This is a genomic window from Bartonella sp. MR90HLJMH, from assembly GCF_042194115.1.
Classification (GTDB): domain Bacteria; phylum Pseudomonadota; class Alphaproteobacteria; order Rhizobiales; family Rhizobiaceae; genus Bartonella; species Bartonella grahamii.
The window spans coordinates 1-884 of record NZ_JBHIMM010000039.1 but is presented as its reverse complement, the minus strand read 5'-3'; the positions used below and the strand labels follow the sequence as shown (position 1 = coordinate 884).

The 884-nt window shown below is 42.3% G+C and carries 1 pseudogene; it reads right to left on the bottom strand.

The window, feature by feature from the left end:
* Positions 1–884, bottom strand: a pseudogene (locus tag ACFIJ9_RS08640) (hypothetical protein); the annotation flags it as partial.

Below are 884 nucleotides of genomic sequence, written 5' to 3'. Positions count from 1 at the left end.
CCATGCGTTGCTACAAAGGCGCCTTTAGTCTTGTCCCATAACAAAGCGTCACCTTGAGCAAGGGTAATGTCTTTTTCAATCTCTTTGGTAATTTCATCCTTAACATTCTTGAATGTATCTTTAACGTTTTCGAATGAATCACCAACACCGGCAAAGGCAGTCGCGACAGTGTCATAAGACTTCTCAGTCGCAGTGCCATCTTTATTGAAGGTTTTAACCTTGAATGTAGGAGCAACCCATGCGCCATTCTCATAGCTAGCAGCACCGCCTAAGGATTTTGCAACACTGCTTCCTAGGGTATAAAGCTGATTGCCCGCTACAGCATCGCTTGAGGTTGCAGTAATGTCTCCATTCTTAAGTGATGTAATCTTGCTGTTTTCTTGTGTCACTACAACTGTGCCGTCTTCTTCTTCTTTCGTCTTTTTATGCTGCGCTACAAAGGCATTAGCAGTTTTACTCCAATTCAATGAATCACTTTTTGCATCCGCAATCTCTTTGGTAACCTCTTTTTTAATATTCGTAATAGAATTATTCACATTTGAGAAAGAGGTACCAACTCCAGCAAAAGCTGTTGCTACATCATGATAGCCTTTATCTTCTGTTTTCCCATCTTCTTTCACGCTCTTAACCGTGAATGTAGGAGCGGTCCATGTTCCACCATCATACTTGGCACCACCGCCAAAATAACTTGCAACACTGTTCCCAAGAGTATGAAGCTGGTTACCAGCTACTGCATCACTTGAGGTTGCAGTAATGTCTCCATTCTTAAGTGATGTAATCTTGCTATTGGTTTTGCTATTTTCTGCCCCATGCGTTGCTACAAAGGCGCCTTTAGTCTTGTCCCATAACAAAGCGTCACCTTGAGCAAGGGTAATGTCTTTTTC